This is a genomic window from Acinetobacter indicus CIP 110367, from assembly GCF_000488255.1.
In the GTDB taxonomy this organism is placed as follows: domain Bacteria; phylum Pseudomonadota; class Gammaproteobacteria; order Pseudomonadales; family Moraxellaceae; genus Acinetobacter; species Acinetobacter indicus.
This window is the reverse complement of sequence record NZ_KI530759.1, coordinates 91,613-110,000: the sequence shown is the minus strand read 5'-3', so window position 1 is coordinate 110,000 and position 18,388 is coordinate 91,613. Positions and strand designations below refer to the sequence as shown.

Genomic DNA, 18,388 nt, shown 5'->3' with positions numbered 1-18,388 from the left:
TCTGTGATTTATCACAGTTGACTGCAGTCCGACGAGGATGCAGTGAATCATTAACAGATTGGCAAAATTGAGTCTGAAATAAATTGTTCACTCAATCAATATACGTTAACGCGTTGTTATGACGGGTTGATGAACGTAGATTGAATTGAGAACTAGCAAATTAACTGAATCAAGCGTTTTGGTATATGAATTTAGATTGAAGCTGTACGGTGCTTAAGTGCACGAGACTTCGAACTGTAGATTAAATAGATCATTGATTTATTTAATTGTCTTAATCCTACTTGTAGGGATTAACGACTGTTTGGGGTTGTATAGTCAAGTAATTAAGTGCATGTGGTGGATGCCTTGGCAGTCAGAGGCGAAGAAAGACGTGATAGCCTGCGAAAAGCTCCGGGGAGGCGGCAAATATCCTTTGATCCGGAGATGTCTGAATGGGGAAACCCACTTACCATAAGGTAGGTATTGCAACATGAATACATAGTGTTGCAAGGCGAACGAGGGGAAGTGAAACATCTCAGTACCCTTAGGAAAAGAAATCAATTGAGATTCCCTCAGTAGCGGCGAGCGAAAGGGGAACAGCCCATTAAGTTATGTGTGTTTTAGTGGAATGCTCTGGGAAGTGCAACCATAGTGGGTGATAGTCCTGTACACGAAAGGGCACACATAATGATGACGAGTAGGGCGAGGCACGTGAAACCTTGTCTGAATATGGGGGGACCATCCTCCAAGGCTAAATACTCCTGACTGACCGATAGTGAACCAGTACCGTGAGGGAAAGGCGAAAAGAACCCCTGTGAGGGGAGTGAAATAGATCCTGAAACCGCATGCATACAAGCAGTGGGAGCCGACTTGTTCGGTGACTGCGTACCTTTTGTATAATGGGTCAGCGACTTACATTCAGTAGCAAGGTTAACCGCATAGGGGAGCCGTAGGGAAACCGAGTCTTAATAGGGCGTATAGTTGCTGGGTGTAGACCCGAAACCAGGCGATCTATCCATGAGCAGGTTGAAGGTTGGGTAACACTAACTGGAGGACCGAACCCACTGTCGTTGAAAAGCCAGGGGATGACTTGTGGATAGGAGTGAAAGGCTAATCAAGCCTGGTGATAGCTGGTTCTCCCCGAAAGCTATTTAGGTAGCGCCTCGGACGAATACCATTGGGGGTAGAGCACTGTTTCGGCTAGGGGGTCATCCCGACTTACCAAACCGATGCAAACTCCGAATACCGATGAGTACTATCCGGGAGACAGACTGCGGGTGCTAACGTCCGTAGTCAAGAGGAAAACAATCCAGACCGCCAGCTAAGGCCCCAAAATCATAGTTAAGTGGGAAACGATGTGGGAAGGCATAGACAGCTAGGAGGTTGGCTTAGAAGCAGCCACCCTTTAAAGAAAGCGTAATAGCTCACTAGTCGAGTCGGCCTGCGCGGAAGATGTAACGGGGCTAAAACTATGTGCCGAAGCTGCGGATGTATACATTGTATACGTGGTAGGGGAGCGTTCTGTAAGCCGATGAAGGTGGATTGAGAAGTCTGCTGGAGGTATCAGAAGTGCGAATGCTGACGTGAGTAACGACAAAACGGGTGAAAAACCCGTTCGCTGAAAGACCAAGGGTTCCAGTCCAACGTTAATCGGGGCTGGGTGAGTCGACCCCTAAGGCGAGGCCGAGAGGCGTAGTCGATGGGAAATTGGTTAATATTCCAATACTTCAGTGTAATGCGATGAGAGGACGGAGAAGGTTAAGTCAGCCTGGCGTTGGTTGTCCAGGTGGAAGGCTGTAGGCATGCATCTTAGGCAAATCCGGGGTGCTCTATGCTGAGAGCTGATAGCAAGCTAGTTTACTAGCGAAGTGGCTGATACCATGCTTCCAGGAAAAGTCTCTAAGCTTCAGTTACACTGGAATCGTACCCGAAACCGACACAGGTGGTCAGGTCGAGTAGACCAAAGCGCTTGAGAGAACTCTGCTGAAGGAACTAGGCAAAATGGTACCGTAACTTCGGGAGAAGGTACGCTGTTGACGGTGATGGGACTTGCTCCCTGAGCGGTTGACAGCCGCAGAAACCAGGCCGCTGCAACTGTTTATTAAAAACATAGCACTCTGCAAACACGAAAGTGGACGTATAGGGTGTGATGCCTGCCCGGTGCTGGAAGGTTAATTGATGGGGTTAGCGTAAGCGAAGCTCTTGATCGAAGCCCCAGTAAACGGCGGCCGTAACTATAACGGTCCTAAGGTAGCGAAATTCCTTGTCGGGTAAGTTCCGACCTGCACGAATGGCATAATGATGGCGGCGCTGTCTCCAGCAGAGGCTCAGTGAAATCGAAATCGCTGTGAAGATGCAGTGTACCCGCGGCTAGACGGAAAGACCCCGTGAACCTTTACTGCAGCTTGACATTGAACTTTGACCTTACTTGTGTAGGATAGGTGGGAGGCTTTGAAGTTGGAACGCCAGTTCCAATGGAGCCGTCCTTGAAATACCACCCTGGTAATGTTGAGGTTCTAACTCTGTCCCGTGATCCGGGACGAGGACCATGTCTGGTGGGTAGTTTGACTGGGGCGGTCTCCTCCTAAAGAGTAACGGAGGAGTACGAAGGTGCGCTCAGCGTGGTCGGAAATCACGCGTAGAGTATAAAGGCAAAAGCGCGCTTAACTGCGAGACCCACAAGTCGAGCAGGTACGAAAGTAGGTCTTAGTGATCCGGTGGTTCTGTATGGAAGGGCCATCGCTCAACGGATAAAAGGTACTCTGGGGATAACAGGCTGATACCGCCCAAGAGTTCATATCGACGGCGGTGTTTGGCACCTCGATGTCGGCTCATCTCATCCTGGGGCTGAAGCAGGTCCCAAGGGTATGGCTGTTCGCCATTTAAAGAGGTACGCGAGCTGGGTTTAGAACGTCGTGAGACAGTTCGGTCCCTATCTACCGTGGGCGCTGGAAATTTGAGAGGATCTGCTCCTAGTACGAGAGGACCAGAGTGGACGAACCTCTGGTGTACCGGTTGTGACGCCAGTCGCATCGCCGGGTAGCTATGTTCGGAAGGGATAACCGCTGAAAGCATCTAAGCGGGAAGCCTACCTCAAGATAAGATTTCCCTAGGACTTCATGTCCTCTAAAGAGCCGTTCGAGACTAGGACGTTGATAGGTTGGGTGTGGAAGCATAGCGATATGTGAAGCTGACCAATACTAATTGCTCGTGAGGCTTGACTATACAACACCCAAACAGTTGTTGTATCAAGCTGAATTCTAAACTAATCCTTGATTTAGTTAATGCGACACAATAAAATTCAGACCCAATGGCCAATCCGTTAATAACTCATTTGGAACAAAGTAAGGCATTACATGCAAAAGCATCAAGCTTAAGCAAAGTAACTAAGACCCGAACAAGTCCATAACAGTTGTGCTGGCGACAATAGCAAGAGTGAACCACCTGATCCCTTCCCGAACTCAGAAGTGAAACCTCTTAGCGCTGATGGTAGTGTGGGGTTACCCATGTGAGAGTAAGTCATCGCCAGCTCATTAATTCAAAATCCCCCTAGCTTAAACAGCAGGGGGATTTTTTTATGCAGAAAATTTGTGTGAGAAATAATGACAGTGAAATGAGAAAAATAGAGCAAAGAGAGAAGATTAACTTTCCTCTTAATCTCTTAGCTGTCGGCGAGCATGTTTTAAAGCCGTTCTTAAACCTTCTTCAAGCGTCGGGTGATAGAAAGGCTTAGCAAGAAGTTCATCTAACGTTACCCCTTCATCAATTAGCCAGGCAAAAGTATGGGCAAAATGTTCGGCAGATTTTACAAAGAGTTCTGCGCCTAATAACTGGCGTGTACGTTTATCAATATAAATTTCAACAGCACCCTTATTTTTAGCCAGAACCATCGCCCGACCTTGGCGCTCATAAGACACTTTTCCAATCACAAAGTCGATGTTCTTGTTTTTAAGCTGTTTATAGCTTTGGCCAGCAATTGCCATTTCCGGTTGACTAAACACAATACTCAGCGGTGTTAAGTCTTTTAAACTCTTCAGTTTTGGATAATTAAGGCAGTTATGCACTGCACCTCGGCCTTCATGGGCTGCTTCATGCTGAATGGGGGTAGAAGTATGCGCATCACCAACCACAAAAATTGGGTAATTTCCCAGTTGTTTGGTTTGTGGATCAATCGGTAGCTCTTTAAGATTACCAAATTGAGAGTCAATCTGTTGTAGATTCAGCGAATCTAAATGACTACGACGGCCGGTGGCCACCAATACATAATCAACCATAAGGTGCTGCGTTTGACCTTGCTCGCTAAACTCAAGCTTGACCTGATTGCCTATCTTTCGCACGTTTTGCGGTAAGACTTCAAACTTAATCTTTAATTCATTGCTGAGAAGTTCTTGGGCGAGTTGTTGCAGATCAGGGCTGGTCAGGGCACCAACACGACGGCTTCGTGCGAATATTGTCGTATCACAGCCCAACCTTTGCATGGCTTGAGCCAGCTCCAGTGCAATGACACCACTGCCAATCACGGCTAAAGATTTAGGGATGGCGTCTAGTTCAAAGATTTGATCTGAGGTAATCAGTCGTTCACCGAGCTGCTGCTTCCATTCAGCGTCATAGGTTGGGGTAGAGCCGACAGCCAGAATAAAGGCTTTGGCCTGATATTGCTGTTGGTTCACCTGTACGGTTTGAGCATCAATAAACTCTGCCTTGCCTTGAATTTTGTGTTGTGCATCCCAGCTTTCAACTTCTTTTAAAGTGGCCTGGGTGAAATGGTCACGTAAAGCGCGGACATGCGGCATCACCTGTGTGGTATCGACCTGGGCTTTGATGTTGAGACCAACTTTATCTGTTTCTTGCAAATCGTGTAGGCGATGTGCAGCAGAAATCAGCACTTTACTGGGCATACAGCCCACTCGGGCACAGGTCGTATCCCAGGAACCGTCATTAATAATAAGAATATTTTGTGTGTGCTTGATGGCTTCTTGATAAGCAGTGATTCCTGCTGTGCCTGCACCAATAATAATAATGTCGTACATGATAATTACGCTTATTTTATGAATAGTTAAATAATATGAATTTATTAAGTTTAATGTGAAATAGCTATGATTAAGCATAGATAAATGGCTTTAATTTGTAGTTTAGAAGATTTACATTGAATATTTTTGTAATTTTGAGTAAATTCCGTTAAAAGCCGTAACTTTAATGCGGAACTGTGACATTTATAAAAACTATGGGTACTTATATGACATATTTAATTAACTTAAAAAAATTAGGGGCAAAGTCTACAATATTGGCTTCTTCTATCGCATTGGTTGCATGTGGCGGTGGAGGAAGTGATGGTTATTACAATACGGATAATAGTAGTACAACTAATCCTCCAAATAGTGGTGGAGACAATACCTCAACAACAGACACGTCACAGGTAGCAACACATTTAACAAGAGATTTACAGAGTGCGAGTAGTCAGGAAATTCAATTTGCACCAGATAATTCAAAAGTTTACTTGGCGGTTAAAGCTTTAAATGAAGATAATGGTGGTATTGCCAACAAAAATATTCGCTTATCAATTGCGACAAATGAGTTTGGTGTAAGCAGTACCAACTCTGTAGTTGCGACTGATGAAAATGGTGTAGCTGTTTTTGAAATTAATGTTCCTGCATTAACAGAAGCTGAAGGTTCAGTACAATTAACAGCTACTGTTGATGGCACTTCAGTCAGTATTCCATACACTTTAAATATTAAAAAAAGTAGTACGATTGTCAGTGACTATAGAATCAATGTGACTCAGGGCACAGTATTAAATTTACCAAATGGCAGTGTGGATGTCACTGCGACTGTAACAGATGCTAAGGGTGGTATTAAAGCGAATCAGTCTGTTACTTTAAATATGCCTGAAGCGATGCACGGTAAATTTATTATCACTAATGGCGCAGCAACTCAACAAACAAATGCTCAGGGTGAGGTGAAATATACACTTAAAGCGAGTAGTAATTTTACATCAGCTGATCTTGCTACTTTTGCAGGTAAGTCTGAAACATTAAGTTTTTTGCTAATTGATGAACATAAGGCGGAAAAAACCGCAACAGCAGATTTAACATTTAAAGACACATCTCAGATTGTCTCAACTCTTTCAGTAATTAAGCCAGATCAGGCTGTTGCTGCGAAAAGTACAACACCCGTAAAAATCAAAGTATTAGCAAAGAATGATCAACATGAGCCATTAAGTGGAAAAGAGATTCGTTTGAGCTTTACAAAGGATGAACTCGCGTATGGCGTTAAACTCAATAATGCGACTGCTAAAACGAATGCGCAAGGTATTGCAGAATTTACGATTAGCACGGCCGATGTTACACATCCACTTGCTTTATCTAACACAGGGATGTCGTTAAGTGCAACCTATACAGATGGTATTAACCTTGCCTCTGGTAGCGTTATTGTTGATGTAGTAACAGAAAATACAAATGCTTCAGATGCGGAGGCTATTCAGCGTTTAGAAATTGCATCTTCATATAAAATGAATGCAAAAAATGACTCTGTTGCTGTAACTGTTAAGGCGATTAATAATAAAGGCTTAGCAGCAACTAAAGGTAAGGTTAAACTTGACTTAAATACTGAGGCGACATCAAATGGTGTAACATTCGAAGGGGCTGCGGAAAAAGACTTGGTGAACGGGTTTGCCACTTTTAATATTGAGACTAATGCCCAAACACCTGCTGCAGTAGAAGCATTGGTAAAAGCAGGAATTAAAGCTAATTTTACGACTGACAATGGTGTAAGCAATTCAATTGCTATTACAGTTTCTGATGAAGAAGTTTCTGAACAAGCGGTGCGCTATTTAGCTATAGATCCAATTACTTCTTCGACAGATCCAAAACTAGCGGTATTTGATTATACAAAAACTCAAACTTTCACAGTTAAAGTGAAGGCAGTCGGTGTAAACGGTAGTGCACTAATTGGCGAAACTGTGTCTTTAAATATTGCAGGGTCTTTAAGTGATGAACAGTTGCAAGATTTAGGCTTGAGTCATACAGGTCAGTCTTCCAAACAGACCGGTGCAGATGGATATGCAACTTTTACTATTGACTACAAGGCAAATTTATCGCCTGAGCAAGCTGCTTTAGCGATTCAAGGTGTACCGTTAGTTGCGACTTCAGCAAATGGTAAGACACAAACATTGCGTCTGAATTTCAAAGCACCGACAGAGCAAGGTGTGATTGATCTAGATCATTTTACTGTTGATATGTTGGGAGACATGACTTTAACAGTTGGTCAAGAGCAAACATTAACTGTTAATGTCACCGCAAAAGGTACAGATGGCGAATTACTTAAAAATCAGCTGATCAGTATTGGTTTAAATGATGCAGCATTAAATAATGGTGTGAGTTACGTTTCTACGCAAGCTATTCGCACAGATGAAAATGGTCATGCAAAATTTACAATTAAAGTAAAAGCGGGCAATGTTACTGAACTCACGAATCTAATTGCGAATGGTTTAACGGTAGTTGTTAAATCAACTCGTACAGATGGTTCCGCATTTACTGTTACAAAGAAAGTTGATGTTGCACAACCACCAGTCGTTTTACCAGACTTGGCTAACTTTCTGTTTACTACAATAGAAGATAAGCCATTAGATCCTATTTCTGTTCTCGGTGGTGAGACTCGCGTCAAAATTACAGCAGTTGATGAAAAGGGTAAGCCTATTCCAAATACACCAATTGCAATTGCTTTATCTAGTCTCACTTCTAGTCGTGTGTCATTAAGCAATATACCAACTCAAACGAATAGTGATGGTGAAGCTGAATTTACCGTGACCGTAGCCGAGGGAGAGTATGACCCTAGTTTGATCAAAAATGGCATTATCTTTGCTGTAGTAGGTACAAACTTAAATAATGGTGACCGTTTACAGCAAACAGGTGCAATTAATATTACTGCTCCTGCAAATGCGTTAAACCCACGTTTAACCTCAGATGTAAAAACAGTGACAGCTGGGCAAACAATTAAAGTGTATGCAGCTGTTAAAGATGAAATGGGAGTTAATACTGTTACAGGTACACCGATGCGATTAAGCTTGAATAAAGAAGCCATCGATGCTGGTGTTAAGTTAAAAGCCAATGGTGTTGATATAGAGGGTGTGCTTATACCAGCAAATAGTTCAATTGAATTTGCCTTAGAGGTACCAAAAGGTATAACGACGGATATATTACACTCTATTCGAGTTACAGGCGTAATTAGAGATCCAAAGGGTAATGAAATTCCTACTATTTTAACGTTTACAGTTGAAGATGTGGAAAATCCAAATCATCTCGAAATAACTAGTTTTAAAAACAATTTAAATCCAGGCGGAGACAGAACTATAGTCGTTGTGCGTCTACTTGATGCTTCTAATAACCCTGTTAGGAATGAAACCGTCAGCTTAGCTGTACGTAAGACAAATACGACAACAGGGAAAAATGTAGGGTTTATTACTGAAGAAAATACTTCTGATGAAAATAATCATCCTTTACCAGAAAATATTGCTGAGAAATGGACTGTCAAAACTGACGAAGATGGTCGAGGATTTTTCACGCTCTATATTCCAACAGAAGGTTTTGATAAGGATGCATTAATTGCTAGTGGTATTACATTAGATGCTACCAATACTACGAATGGTATTGATGTTAACCAAGTTATTCATTTAAATGTAACAGATCCGACATCGACTACACCAAGATACAGTCTGTTCATTAAACCTAGTCAATCAACTATTAATGTTGTAGATGGAACCGCCACAATTAATGTGAATTTACGTGATCAGTTTGGTGGTGCAGTGGCTAATGAATATGTTACATTGGCTTTAAAGAATTCAAACTTTAATGGGGCTTATATACAAGGTCCATCTGGGCTTGTAACTGATAATAATGGGGCAGCTACATTTAACATTAAAATTGATGAAAGTTTACGTCGTAATTATACTGAGACTGCTTTTATCAATGAAGATTTGGAGCTGAGTGCAAGTTTTTCAGGTGCTACCCAAACTTATATACTGGATGTAGTCAGAAAATCTCTTAACAATCTAGTAATTAATATTACAGATAATCATTTAGAACCTGTAGCCAATGGTAATGCTTATGAGCAAACGTTAAAAGCTACAGTAAAAGATGAACTTGGAAATTTAGTAAAAGAACAGAATGTAAGCTTTAAAATTAAACCTCAAAGTTATATTAGAGGGCAAAATTTATGGGCATTAGCACCAACAAATTCCATAACTCCTCCAACTAGTGAAATGAAATGGGTATTTGTTGGTCAAAATTATTATCAAGGTAATAATATTAATAACCCTGTACTAGTCAATCAAAGCTTGCTCTGTAACTTTGCTGTAGATGTTACCCACGTCACAAATGCGAATGTAGCATTAGATGTTGTTAAGTTTAAGGCAAGTAATGATGCGACATGGACTGGGGTTACAAATAATTCAGGTGAAATTAATTTTGTAATAACTTATCCAAAAACGTATGCTCAATGGTTAAATGTACGTATTGATGCTACAGCAGAATCAAATTCGTATAGAATGTCAAATAGTTATCCTCATCTTCTACGTAACCAGCAAGGTAATGATAAGGATTTCAATGGCATTTATTCGATTAATGCAATTAGTCCATTTGGTACAAATACCTCGGAGTGTACGCCATAATAATGAAATAAAAACAGCGCCTCGGCGCTGTTTTTTTATGGGAGTTGTCCTTAAAAATTAAAGGGCCGTTCCCACACTCACACCCACAGTCGGCTTGATATTCATTGAGCTGCAGCCCACAAATGTCAGACTTAAACAAAGAAGTAGTAAAACTTTATTCATGTATTAATCCTTGAGCTTTCGCCTGATTAAACAACGCTGCCGAGCGTGAACCACTACGACAGACCATTAAAATCGGTTTCGGTAGTTCATTATAGTATTTCGCAAACTCTTGCACATCGGCCTGGGAAATTGCACCGCTGCTGACCGGTTGATAAATCACGCTAACCCGTGATTTCTCGGCGATGTCACGCAATTGGTTCACTTTGACTGTGTTGCCTGCTTCCTGATCAGGGCGGTTTACAATCACCGATTTAAACCCATCTTGCAGCAAGATCTTAAATTTCTCAGGTGTCATTTGCCCAGAAACACTAAGATTGGCATTTAACGCACGGCTAAAATCACTGGTAGCAACGCATAGGGAGGTCGTGGTCATTGAGAGTGCCAAAACCATCCCCATCCACAACGACTTAGTCATCTAACAGGTCCATTTGTTTGGCCAGTTGATATAAGTTGTTTGAGCGGTTGCCGGTACGGCAGAACATCAGAACCGGTTTTGGCAATTCATTAAAGTGATTGGCAAAGGTGCGGACATCCAACTCGGTAATTTGCCCAGCCACCACCGGCTGATAGACATAATCTAGTCCTGCATTACGCGCTGCATCTTCAATTTGTGCGCTGGTCGGTTGTTCCGGGCCACCTTCCATGTCTGGACGGTTGTTAATAATTGATTTAAAGCCTTTTTCAACCACTTGGGTTACGTGTTCCGGGCCAATTTGACCTGCAAAGCCAACATGCTCACTCATAATGCCACTCCATCATCCATATCTGAATATTATGCTCTATAATACCACTAGCCAGATTTTCGCGCAGATTGTTCTGAAATATTTATAAACGATTACAACCATAAAACAACGCACTGGAGCAGCCATGCATGCCTATACTGTCGAGCCTCTCTATGTCAAAAGCGGTCAGGAGGTCATTGCTGCCGATTTTTACCTGCCAAAAACTTCCACTAAACCAGCCGTGATTTTAATGGCGCATGGTCTGGCCGGCCTGCGTCAGTTCAAGCTGGTGCAATATGCCAAACGCTTTGCCCGCGCCGGTTATGCGGTGGTGCTGTTTGATTATCGCTATTGGGGCGGCAGTACCGGGCGTCCGCGGGAGCTGGTGTCGTTGTCGTGGCAGCTGGATGACTGGCGTACCATGATTTCACATGTACAGGAACGGCAATCGGTGGATGGGCGGCGGATTATCCTGTGGGGTACAGCGCTAAGTGGCGGCTATGTTTTAACTTTGGCTTCGCAGTTAAACCATTTAAAAGCGGTGATGGTGCAGGTGCCATTTGTGGATGGTGCGGCCAGTGCCAAGCTGTATCCGATTCAGCAGCTGCCACGTGCCTTAAAAATTTCCAGTCAGGATTATATGGGCGCTAAAGTCGGCTTAATGCCAAAAACCTTGCCGGTAGTTGATCCGAAAGGGCTGTGTTTCTTACCGACGGCGGATAGTTATGAAGGTTATCTGTCGATTTTACATCCAGATTTTTACTGGAGTGGCGAGATTCCGGCACGGGCGCTGTTTCATCTGATCCGTTATCGGCCGATTCAGGATGTGCGCCAGATTAATATTCCGGTGCTGTTTATTGCCGCCAAACGCGACAGCCTGATCCCGATTGAATCGAGTCGTGAAACAGCCACCAATATTGCGCCTTATGTGCAATATCATGAATGGGATATGCAGCATTTTGATGTTTATCATGGCCAATATTTTGAAAAAGCCGTCAAGACTCAATTAGAATTTCTACATCAGCATATTGGAGTAAGCTAAATGATTGTTGTCTGTCCAGCCTGTAGTGCCAAAAACCGTGTTCCGGAGGATAAGCTAACTGCCCATCCAACATGCGGACAATGTCATCAGGCTTTAATTCCACTGGCGCCGATTGACCTGAATGAGCAGAATTTTAGCCAGTTTATCCAGCACAGTGATTTGCCAATCCTGATCGACCTGTGGGCAGAGTGGTGTGGACCCTGCAAGATGATGGCGCCGCATTTTGCCCAGGTTGCGGCGCAATATCCGCAAGTAATTTTTGCCAAAATTAATACTGAAGAAAATCCGCGTTTAAGCAGTGCTTTTAATGTGCGCAGTATTCCCACGCTGGTGTTGATGAATAAGACCACCGAAATTGCTAGAATAAGCGGCGCGTTAAGATCGACCGAACTGAAACAGTGGTTAGATCAGCACTTAACTTCAAACCCTTAATCACGCCCGGAGCGAATGTGTCAGATTCTCAACTAAAACCGGAAGGGACGCTCTCTCTTCAAACCATTGCTATGCCTGCCGATACCAACTGGAGTGGAGATGTGTTCGGGGGCTGGATTGTTTCGCAGATGGACTTGGCCGGGGCAATTCATGCCGAGCGTTTTACCCAAGGTCGCTGTGCCACCATTGCCATTAACCAGATGACCTTTCTGGTGCCTGTGAAAGTGGGTGATGTGATCAGCTGCTATACCAAAATCCTGAAACTGGGCAATACCTCAATTCAGATGCAGATTGAAGTCTGGGACAGCCATGACAGTTCACGTGCAGCAAAACGCGTTACCGAAGGCGTCTTTACCTTTGTCGCGGTAGATGTCAAAGGCAACAAGCGTCAGATTTCCGAGGAAGTGAAGCAGAAGTATCTGGAATCGCAAGCTGTATAATTTGTGCACTCAAAGATCAAAAATCCCAGTTCTGAAACTGGGGTTTTTTTTATGGTTTAAAGCGGGTTAACGGGCTTTTTTAAGCTGATCTTTACTGACCCAGGCCCAGAGCATTTCACATTGAATTGGTGCTTCACCCGATTCATCGGTCACTTCGACCGCAACCAGCGTTTCACCTTTTTCGGTGTGTTGCATCAAGTGCTGCTGTTCTGCTGTCAGTGTTGCGACTGCGGTCATGGCGCCTTGCGTCGGGCGTTTAAAATCAACTTTAAAGCTTTTAATTAACACAATCGAGTGATCGGGCACATTCATGCCGGTCACAAAGCCGGTGGCAGTTTCTGCAATTAGCGCCATTGCACAGGCATGTACCTGGCCAATATGGTTTTGCATGGCTTTATGATTGTCAATTTTCACCACCACTTTGGCCGAACTGACTTCGAGATATTTTAATTTGGCTGTCCCCACCATAGGCACGATCCGGCCAAAGGCTTTGCTCCACAAAGTGGTGCGAATCACCTGTGGAAATTTTGCTGTCGCTTTGACTAGTTTTGCTAAACGATTCGCTTGTGCCATGATCGATTCCTATGCGGGAGCAAAGAGCTTAATCTTTGAAGTTGTTAAATTGCAGTGGCAGGCCAAATTGCTGTTCTTTTAAAAACGCCATCACTTGCTGTAAGGTGTCGCGTTTTTTATCCGTCACACGGATTTTGTCGCCCTGAATAGAAGATTGCACTTTAATGCCGCTTTCTTTAATGGCTTTATTAATTTTTTTCGCGGTATCAGAGTCAAGACCATCTTTGAGCTTCACCGTCTGAATCACGTTTTTACCTGAGGCCGTGGCTTTTTGCGGGTCTAGCGCCTGCACATCAATCTTACGTTTATAAAAATGATTCTCCAGCATGGTATATACTTGCTCACATTGGAAATCACTTTCGGTTTTGATTTTGATCTCTTTGGCTTTCTCATTCAGTTCGATAGAAACATCTTGACCACGGAAATCGAAACGTGTTGCGATTTCTTTTTGAGTATTCTGAACTGCATGATTTACTTCAAAAATTTCTAATTCTGAAACAATATCGAAAGATGGCATAGTTTAGACCTTTACAAATGGAAAGAATATCTGAGATGCTAGGGATGTTTTCTTCATTTGCCAAGTGTTGTTTACATCAAAGGAGTGCACAATGATCCGTAAGCAAGAAATTACAACATTTGAGTTCCCAGAAAATGCAATCATCTGGGATGTCCGTGATGCAAGTGCTTATGCTGAAGCGCATATTCAAGGCGCAGTCAATCAGCCAATTGCCAACTTGTCAGCAGATAGCTTGACTCAGGTGTCAGCGGATCAACCGATTTACATCTTATGTGGCGGTGGCAGCAAAGCGCCGCGCGCGGCTGAATTGTTAGAAGAGCTGGACAGCTCACGTGAATATGTGGTGCTGATGGGCGGTACCCGTGCTGCACGTGATGCCGGTTTGCCTTTGGTTCAAGGGCAATAAGCAAAAAGCGCCGTCAGGCGCTTTTTTATGAACACTGTTGATCATTGACTAAAAAGATCAGAACATTCCCTCATATGATCAAGCATTTTAAATGAAGAAAATAAATGCTCTCCTCGACTTCCACACTAAGCCTGATCTTTCAAACTAAACCGGGCCATCATTCTCGATCTATACAACGTTTTTAGCTTAGGCCTTAAAATACGGTTTCTTGGCTTTGGCTTTCTTTTGAAAACGGCGGATGTTAAGTTTCTCCAGTACCTGCATCGGCACCGGGCAGGCCTCATTTAAAATCTGTGCGGCCAGAATTTCACTGCATAGCGGTGCAAACAGAAAACCTTTGGAACCGAGTCCAGTCAGGCTATAGACTTGCTGTCCGGTTTCAAGTGCTCCAAGCAGCGGGAAATAATCCTGACTTTGCGCACGGATTGACGCACGGCCTTGCCAGCTGTGTGGATCAGGCAGGGTGTCCGCATAGTCGGGGAAGACGCTACGGATCAGCGCCAGATTATGTTCATGATCTTCTCGTAAGACTTCGGCATCATCCCGACCCGGATAAAAAGACGCGCCTAAAATCAACTGCTCTGCATCGAGCTGCATACAGTAACCGCCATAACTATAGGCGCTATCTAAACGCAGCGGTTGCTGGGTATTCTTCAGCCAGCTGACCTGACCCCGAATCGGTTTTAACAGCGGATAATGTTCAAAAAACTGGCCAGATTCACGGGCTGTGCAGACAAAGACATGATCAAACTGGCCCAGAGATTGGTTGTCACTGAACAGTTCCGGTCGATCTGTCGGGTGAATCTGGGTGATTTTGGCCTGCTGATATTGAATCCGCTCATGCGCCAGAATCTCCGCACACAGTTGATGTGGCGACACCGCGCCAGCCTGTAGCAGACGCAGGGCAGGAAATTCTGATCGCAGCTGTGCGTCTAAATCTTTTTCCAGAATACCTGGCGGATATTCATCGGCCAGTGCCAGCAGCTGTTCCGGATTTTTTAGCCCAAGCTGATTGACCTGAATCGGGCGGAAGGCCTGAAACTTTGCATAATGATTTAAGGCATGTTGCCAGGCCAGGGTCATTAAATGGGTATGGCTCTGTTCAATAGCACAGAGCTTCGGATTGAGCAGGGCCAGTGGATTGCCCGAGCCACCCGCCAGTGGCGCGCTTTGATCATACAGAGAAACTTGATGCCCACGCTGAGCAAAAGCCCAAGCCAGACTTAAACCGGCAATACCGGCACCAATAATGGCAATATGCCGTTGCTGTACAGAGGTCGAAGGAACTGAGGTTGCTGGTTCAGTTTCCCGTTCTGGGCTAAGCGGTTCTTCTGGCGCTAACCAGATGCCTTTTAGCATTTCGCGTTTATGGCCAAACCCGCGCGGCCGGGAAATATGAATCCCGTGCTGTCTTAAACCTCGCTTTAACACCCCGGCTACACTAAAGGAAGCGAAGGTAGTGCCGACATCTGACAGGCGAATAATATGATTGAGCACCTGTTCTTCCCACATATCCGGATTGCAGGAGGGCGCAAAGCCATCTAAAAACCAGGCATTGACCTGTGTGGTTTTGGCCATCATCGGAAAGACATCGTGCGCATCACCGAGCCAAAGGTCGATAGAAAAACGCTGCTCCGGAAACGACAGGCGATGACAGCCGGCCAGTGGTAATGGGTACTGGGCAATCAGCTGATCGGCCTGAGGTTTTAGTTCCGGCCAGGCATTTAAGGCGCGAATTAAATCGGCTTTGGAAAGCGGAAATTTCTCCACCGAAATGGCATGTAAAAGGCTGTGATTATTCGGACGCACCTGTTGCCACAGTTGCCATAAGGCCAGAATATTCAGGCCAGTGCCGAAGCCGGTTTCTCCGACACAGAAATATTCATAATCTTGCAGGTCTGCCAGACGCTCGGACAGGTCATTACCGTTTAAAAACACATGCCGGGTTTCCAGCAGGCCATTGTCCTTGGAAAAGTAGACATCCCCAAACTGTTTCGATACCGGGACATCAATGCCCTCAATATGTTGCCAATCGAGATCGGCGGTTTGAATGCGATTAGACAACACCCAGATTACCTTTAATGAAGCAGAACATTACCACTGACGGCGACGTTTGGTATACACATAGCTGGCCACCAAAAAGCCCAGCAATACGCCGACAGCCAGCGTGGCAGCGCCGTAAAGAAACATCTGTGCGCTACGTTCACTTTGTAAGACCTGAACCTGTACACCCAGATTGTCATTTTTCAACTGCAGTTCCTGGTTTTGCGCCAGTGCTTCCAGATTGGCTTTTTCCAGCTGTTGCAGGCGGCTTTCCTGATCTTTGACCAGGGCCTTGATTTTAGCTTCCTGTGCCGCTTTATTCTTGGCTAGCTGCTCAGCGGTCAGCGGCTGGTTGGCCGTTGCCGGCGCTGTGGTGGTGGCCACAGCCGGTATAATCGCCGGTTTGGCTGGCGTTGCGACCGCTGGCGTGACTTGAGCCGTGGTATTTACAGCAGCGGGTGCAGCCGGTTCAACGGCCCACAGTGCAGAACAGAAGAAGGATAGACCCAGTAGACTCGGGACAACAACGCGCATGCAGCTTATCCTTTAGGAAATGCTTTATTAAAAGGTTTGACTTCAATCTGGCCATAGACGCCTGCTTTCAGGAATGGCTCATCTTGTAGCCAAGCATCAAGGGCTTCACGAGACTCAAAATCGACAATAATGGTACTGCCATAAAAGCCCGCTTGCGGATTGGTCGGATCTTTCGGCATCGCACCGGCGACAATCAGACGGCCTTCATCATCTAGCTGTTGCAGACGTTCAAGATGTTGCGGACGAATGGCCAGACGTTTTTCGACGGTTCCTTCGTTATCGGTACAGGTCACCACAAATAAAGGCATAAGGTATTCTCGCTCAAGCGGACTGAAGGATTTATTCGGCAGTTTTAAAGTATTTACGCAATACAATAAACTGAATAATGATAAAGGAAAACATCACAATCATGTCACCAAAAGCAGTGAATTCTCCCCAGTATTTTCCACCCATAAAGATATAGGCAAAGAAGCCGTGCAGGAAGGACATTAGCAGAAACATCCCGACCCAGGCATAGTTCAGTTTCATCCAGCCTTTGTCGCTTAAATTGAACACTGGTCCAAACAGGCGTTGGATTAATGGCTTACGATCTTTGCTGAACCATGGTGACAGCAGGAAGGCGCCAGCAAAGACCAGATTCAGCAAGACAGCTTTTAGGCGAATATAGAAGTCATCGCTCAGCATTAGGGTAATACCACCAAAAATCACGGTCATAAACAGCACAATCCACTGCTGTTTGTCCAAACGGAATTTTTGAGAGACAAATAATGCGCCATACACCACTAACATGGAAATGATCAGACCAGTGGTGGCCACAAGAATGTTATTGTTATCCACACCACCGGCAGAGCCGATCATTTGCAGCAAAGGATGGTGGGTATCTTTTGGATCTACAGTTTTATATAAATAAAAGAAAATAATGAGTGGCACAAAGTCTAAAAGTGCTTTCATGTTAGAGTATCTAAATCTGATCAAATAAATGTCATAGTATAGAGATGCACGGCGTAGATTTACATACACATAGCAATATTTCTGATGGAACTTTAAGTCCGCAGCAATTGATTGCAGCAGCAGCTGAACTGTCGATCCATACGCTGGCATTGACTGATCATGACAGCATGGATGGAATTGCACTGGCTCAGGAAGCGGCGAAAAATCACGGGATTAAGCTCATATCTGGCGTAGAAATTTCCAGCCAGTGGTCACGACCGGCGACCAAAAAAAGCTATGCTGTGCATATTGTGGCCTTGAATATGCAAAATCCGGCGCCGATGGCGGCACTACTGGCCCAGCAAAAAAATATTCGTGCTGCGCGCTCCAAACAGATTTGCGAGCTGCTAATTCCGCTGATTGGTGAAGATATTTATACCGATGTGATTGCCAAGGTAGATAATGTCCCGGATCGGGTGACCCGTACCCATATTGCCAAAACCCTGGTGGAAAAAGGCTATGTCAGCCGGCCGCAGCAGGCCTTTGATAAATACATTAAAGAAGGCAAAAAAGCCTATGTGAAATTTGAAGGCTTGGGCTTGGAGGAAACTATTCAGGTGATTCATGCCAGTGGCGGTTTTGCGGTGCTGGCGCATCCGACCCGTTATGATCTGTCGGCGACCAATATCCGTTACCTGATTGAAATTTTTGCCAAATTTGGTGGAGATGCCGTCGAGTTGCCGCCGGCGATTGATCCAAGTTCTACCCGGCAGATGGTGGACCGGATGATTGCCGAGCATGGCTTAAAAGTCTCGGTCGGTAGCGATTTTCATGGTGAAAATATGCCGTGGATGAAACTGGGCAATATTCCCAGCCTGAAACCGGGGCAGGTCGGAATTTGGGAAAGTTTTGTCAATCCATCACCGGCGCTGACTGCGTAAACG

The 18,388-nt window shown here is 44.7% G+C and carries 15 protein-coding genes and 2 rRNA genes; 8 read left to right on the top strand and 9 right to left on the bottom strand.

Features of this window, described 5'->3' with window-relative positions; all coding sequences use genetic code 11:
• Positions 1-313: 313 nt before the first annotated feature.
• Both P253_RS14910 and rrf read left to right on the top strand, forming a co-directional pair.
• Positions 314-3,204, top strand: a 23S ribosomal RNA gene (locus P253_RS14910).
• A gap of 191 nt (positions 3,205-3,395) precedes the next feature.
• Positions 3,396-3,510: ribosomal RNA gene (gene rrf / locus P253_RS14905) — 5S ribosomal RNA — on the top strand.
• A gap of 122 nt (positions 3,511-3,632) precedes the next feature.
• Here the strand turns inward: rrf and P253_RS14900 are convergent.
• The gene (locus P253_RS14900; protein ID WP_016659556.1) at positions 3,633-5,009 is read right to left on the bottom strand and encodes a dihydrolipoyl dehydrogenase; all 1,377 of its coding nucleotides are present in this window, start codon (positions 5,007-5,009) and stop codon (positions 3,633-3,635) included.
• Positions 5,010-5,215: 206 nt separating this feature from the next.
• Between P253_RS14900 and P253_RS14895 the strand changes: the two genes are divergently transcribed.
• On the top strand, positions 5,216-9,643 hold the full coding sequence (locus P253_RS14895; protein WP_035363674.1) for a hypothetical protein: 4,428 nt from the start codon (positions 5,216-5,218) through the stop codon (positions 9,641-9,643).
• Between the two features lie 154 nt (positions 9,644-9,797).
• On the opposite strand, the gene P253_RS14890 is transcribed toward P253_RS14895, so the two are convergent.
• Positions 9,798-10,220 carry a protein tyrosine phosphatase family protein gene (locus P253_RS14890; protein WP_016659554.1) on the bottom strand — a complete coding sequence of 141 codons (423 nt, stop codon included), beginning with the start codon at positions 10,218-10,220 and terminating at the stop codon, positions 9,798-9,800.
• Positions 10,213-10,548: a protein tyrosine phosphatase family protein gene (locus P253_RS14885; RefSeq protein WP_005182227.1), complete on the bottom strand. Its 336-nt coding sequence runs from the start codon at positions 10,546-10,548 to the stop codon at positions 10,213-10,215. Before P253_RS14885 ends, P253_RS14890 begins: the two co-directional genes overlap by 8 nt.
• Before the next feature lie 124 nt (positions 10,549-10,672).
• Between P253_RS14885 and P253_RS14880 the strand changes: the two genes are divergently transcribed.
• From P253_RS14880 to P253_RS14870, 3 genes are all read left to right on the top strand, one after another.
• Complete coding sequence (locus P253_RS14880) at positions 10,673-11,569, top strand: alpha/beta hydrolase (RefSeq protein ID WP_016659553.1); 897 nt, start codon at positions 10,673-10,675, stop codon at positions 11,567-11,569.
• Positions 11,570-12,001 (top strand): thioredoxin TrxC, encoded by a 432-nt coding sequence (trxC, locus tag P253_RS14875; RefSeq protein WP_016659552.1) that lies wholly within the window; start codon positions 11,570-11,572, stop codon positions 11,999-12,001.
• A gap of 71 nt (positions 12,002-12,072) precedes the next feature.
• Positions 12,073-12,441 carry an acyl-CoA thioesterase gene (locus tag P253_RS14870; RefSeq protein ID WP_171525181.1) on the top strand — a complete coding sequence of 123 codons (369 nt, stop codon included), beginning with the start codon at positions 12,073-12,075 and terminating at the stop codon, positions 12,439-12,441.
• A gap of 66 nt (positions 12,442-12,507) precedes the next feature.
• On the opposite strand, the gene P253_RS14865 is transcribed toward P253_RS14870, so the two are convergent.
• Both P253_RS14865 and P253_RS14860 read right to left on the bottom strand, forming a co-directional pair.
• Positions 12,508-13,014, bottom strand: a complete 507-nt coding sequence (locus tag P253_RS14865) for a DUF4442 domain-containing protein (protein ID WP_016659551.1) — start codon at positions 13,012-13,014, stop codon at positions 12,508-12,510.
• A gap of 28 nt (positions 13,015-13,042) precedes the next feature.
• On the bottom strand, positions 13,043-13,531 hold the full coding sequence (locus P253_RS14860) for a YajQ family cyclic di-GMP-binding protein (protein ID WP_005182257.1): 489 nt from the start codon (positions 13,529-13,531) through the stop codon (positions 13,043-13,045).
• A gap of 91 nt (positions 13,532-13,622) precedes the next feature.
• Here P253_RS14860 and P253_RS14855 point away from each other — a divergent pair, with 91 nt between their 5' ends.
• Entirely contained in the window at positions 13,623-13,937 is a 315-nt protein-coding gene (locus P253_RS14855) for a rhodanese-like domain-containing protein (protein ID WP_005182260.1), read from the top strand.
• A gap of 186 nt (positions 13,938-14,123) precedes the next feature.
• Here P253_RS14855 and mnmC read toward each other — a convergent pair whose 3' ends face one another.
• The 4 genes from mnmC to P253_RS14835 are packed head-to-tail and all read right to left on the bottom strand — an operon-like array spanning position 14,124 to position 17,465.
• Complete coding sequence (gene mnmC / locus P253_RS14850) at positions 14,124-16,001, bottom strand: bifunctional tRNA (5-methylaminomethyl-2-thiouridine)(34)-methyltransferase MnmC2/FAD-dependent 5-carboxymethylaminomethyl-2-thiouridine(34) oxidoreductase MnmC1 (protein WP_035363677.1); 1,878 nt, start codon at positions 15,999-16,001, stop codon at positions 14,124-14,126.
• 30 nt (positions 16,002-16,031) lie between these two features.
• The gene (locus tag P253_RS14845; RefSeq protein WP_005182267.1) at positions 16,032-16,514 is read right to left on the bottom strand and encodes an SH3 domain-containing protein; all 483 of its coding nucleotides are present in this window, start codon (positions 16,512-16,514) and stop codon (positions 16,032-16,034) included.
• Positions 16,515-16,519: 5 nt separating this feature from the next.
• Positions 16,520-16,822 (bottom strand): YciI family protein, encoded by a 303-nt coding sequence (locus P253_RS14840; RefSeq protein ID WP_016659549.1) that lies wholly within the window; start codon positions 16,820-16,822, stop codon positions 16,520-16,522.
• A gap of 31 nt (positions 16,823-16,853) precedes the next feature.
• Entirely contained in the window at positions 16,854-17,465 is a 612-nt protein-coding gene (locus P253_RS14835) for a septation protein IspZ (RefSeq protein WP_005182273.1), read from the bottom strand.
• A gap of 44 nt (positions 17,466-17,509) precedes the next feature.
• On the opposite strand from P253_RS14835, the gene P253_RS14830 reads away from it, so the two are divergent.
• Positions 17,510-18,385: a PHP domain-containing protein gene (locus P253_RS14830; protein ID WP_016659548.1), complete on the top strand. Its 876-nt coding sequence runs from the start codon at positions 17,510-17,512 to the stop codon at positions 18,383-18,385.
• The last annotated feature ends 3 nt before the right edge of the window (positions 18,386-18,388 follow it).